This is a genomic window from uncultured Caballeronia sp., assembly GCF_964243625.1.
Taxonomy (GTDB): domain Bacteria; phylum Pseudomonadota; class Gammaproteobacteria; order Burkholderiales; family Burkholderiaceae; genus Caballeronia.
The window spans coordinates 1-2853 of sequence record NZ_CAXTGZ010000725.1 but is presented as its reverse complement, the minus strand read 5'-3'; the positions used below and the strand labels follow the sequence as shown (position 1 = coordinate 2853).

The 2853-nt window shown below is 48.3% G+C and carries 3 protein-coding genes; 1 reads left to right on the top strand and 2 read right to left on the bottom strand.

The window, feature by feature from the left end; genetic code table 11:
* Positions 1 to 78: 78 nt before the first annotated feature.
* Positions 79 to 474: a nuclear transport factor 2 family protein gene (locus ACFFAR_RS29975; protein WP_375509095.1), complete on the bottom strand. Its 396-nt coding sequence runs from the start codon at positions 472 to 474 to the stop codon at positions 79 to 81.
* Between the two features lie 197 nt (positions 475 to 671).
* A complete protein-coding gene (locus ACFFAR_RS29970; protein ID WP_375509094.1) occupies positions 672 to 1061 on the bottom strand; it encodes a tautomerase family protein in 390 nt (129 codons plus the stop codon).
* A 465-nt stretch (positions 1062 to 1526) separates the two neighbouring features.
* On the opposite strand from ACFFAR_RS29970, the gene ACFFAR_RS29965 reads away from it, so the two are divergent.
* Positions 1527 to 2534 (top strand): NAD(P)-dependent alcohol dehydrogenase, encoded by a 1008-nt coding sequence (locus ACFFAR_RS29965; protein ID WP_375509093.1) that lies wholly within the window; start codon positions 1527 to 1529, stop codon positions 2532 to 2534.
* The last annotated feature ends 319 nt before the right edge of the window (positions 2535 to 2853 follow it).

Sequence of the window (2853 nt, the reverse complement as noted above, 5' to 3'; positions counted from 1 at the left end):
TATGTTTAACGATATTGTCACGTGAGGAGAAGTCTTGCATATTCATGAAGCTCCTAGAGATGTATATGCTTCTAAGCGTTATGCGGCTTTGTCCAGCAAAACTTTCGGGTCAAAGTAGGCGACCAATAGACGCTGAGCCTTGCCTTCGGCGATATCCCAGTGCTCTGAGATCAAAATCGATTTGTCAGTTCCTTGGACGGCAATTCGGATCAATGCAACAACGTGTTCTCCTTGAACAGTCAGGCTCTCATACGAGAGTTTTAAAAAATCAAGCGTCGCCGCTACTCGCGGAAGAATGGAAACGTACCCGGCTTTGTCATATTGACCACCCCACGGAAGATAATCAGGAACAAACAATCTAAAATTTTCAGCCAAATATTGCTCGAATTCTACTATTCTGCCGTCCGCGGCACCTTGATAAAATGTTTTGACGACGGCAAGCGCATCCGCTTCTTTAGTAGCATGATCGGTCATAATTTTATGATGGCCATAATGTTTGGTAAGGGATGACAAGTCCGAGCGAACTTACCGGCATTGCTTATCTTCGCGAATGTAAAAGCTCGTTACACCTAGTATCAGTTTGCCGATCCTCTAAAGGGCGAATACTTCCATAATTAATTTGTTACTAGTTAAGATTAAAATTTTTATTTACTTCTCTTATTTCTGGCAGACTAAAGCTGACCTGTCAAAAACTGGGCTTGCCCGCCCCCGAAGCTCCAGTCGGCGTCTGTGTTAACAGTGAACGATATGACTACATCCCCAGGTTCAATGTTTGCGCTCACCTTAAGTTCACGACACAAATCGACGTAGAACTGACATTTCTCTGCTTCAGATCTCGGGCGGCTCGTAACGCTTACGACTACTACCTTCGTGGAACGCTGAAAGCCTAAACCCGTGTCTTCGATAATCAGTCTTGACGGTTTATGCTCGCTAACAATTTGGTATCGATCCCGTTCTGGCACACCAAATGCCGAGAGCACTGCGCGATGGGCACCATCAAGCATTGCCTTAAGTTCCGAATCGCTGCGCCCTTCTAAGACATCAAATCTTACGATCGGCATTTGATCCTTTAGAACAATGTGATTCCAGAAAAGATGGAACGTTTATTTCTGAGTATGTACTAAAGGATTCCGGACTTGTGGATATTTTCTCGAATTTCGAAAATATCCGCTAACTTTAAAATTGTCAGTTCATTGTATTTTCTTACATAGTCACATGCTTTTAAGTGACATAAATTTAAAAATGATAGAAACGCATGCAATGATTCCTTTTCGTGGCTGCCGCATAGCATTGTTTGCTTGCTGATCGGATGGATCGCCCCCGCCGTCGCGCATTGTCTGCTGAATGTCGGCTCAACACGTTCCGCATGAATTTTATGGCCAAACTGAATTTACTGATCCTGCATGCCGGTTTAAGCGCTATTGTTCGTCATTCGATGGCGAGACCGAGCAGCCGGCAGCCGTCTATCAGAAACTTGGTAGCCGCGCAAAAGCATAATTACAACCTAACGTTTGCAGAGGCGGCAAATGCAGAAAGTACAAGCTTATGGCGCGCACGAACAAGGCGCTGCGTTGACCCCGTTCAATTATGAACTTCCCGATTTGGGATCGGACCAGGTCGACATCAAGGTCGAGTCGTGCGGCATTTGCCATTCTGACCTCTCGGTGCTGGACAACGAATGGGGTATCAGCAGCTACCCAGCCGTCGCCGGTCATGAAGTGATCGGCATCGTGACTGCACGCGGTAGCAATGCAACAACTGTCGAGGTTGGGCAGCGCGTCGGATTGGGATGGTTCAGCAAAAGCTGCATGCATTGTCGTTACTGCATGGGCGGAGACCATAACCTCTGCCAAACAGTCGAGGCGACTATTCTTGGACGTTTTGGTGGCTTTGCCGACGTCGTTCGCTGCAATGTGGAGTGGGCGATACCATTGCCGGCCGAATTGGATGCAGCAAGTGCCGGACCGTTGTTCTGTGCCGGCATCACCGTCTTTAATGCGATTGTTCAATCTGGCATTCGACCCACACAGCGCGTTGGCGTCATCGGCATCGGCGGCTTAGGCCACCTAGCGTTGCAGTTCCTGACTAAATGGGGTTGCGAAGTTACAGCTTTTACCTCCAGTGTCGAGAAAGGAAACGAGGCCAAACACTTTGGCGCCCATTACGTTGTCAACTCTCGTGATTCGGCTGCGATGGAAGGCCTAGTTGGGAAGTACGATTTTATTCTAAACACCACCAACGCCAATCTTGACTGGGCAGCGTACATCAATGCGCTTGCGCCGAAGGGACGTCTGCATACTGTCGGAGCCGTTCCGGACCCTATCCCCGTACCAGTTTTTCCGATCCTATTGGGACAAAAAAGCGTGGGAGCATCTCCATTAGGAAGCCCAGCCACTATCCAAGACATGCTTTCGTTCTGTGCGCGTCATAAAATAGCGCCAACGATTGAGCCGTTTCCGATGGCAGAGATCAATAAAGCAATCGAGCGCCTGCGCTCAGGAAAAGCGCGTTATCGCGTCGTTCTAACGCGATGACATGGCATCTATTTTATGCCACGGGTCTCCGGATTCTGTCGCGTATTGCGGTCGAAAATTTCAGATCAACTGCGAATAGCGGCCTTTTCACGCGCAAGCTATTGCATTGGATAAAGGCATACTTCCGGTTCTTGTTGATCGCGAGCTTGACCGCTGCAATGGTCAATGTTTCAGTGGCAGATTCTTGACCGGCGGGTGAACTTCTTTGAAAGGAAGATGGTAGTAGCGCACTGATCGCTGATCGTTGCGCCATAAGAACACGCCGACAACTAGAAGCCAACGTCTCTTGTCAACCGAGTAGCAGACATACAAACGAATT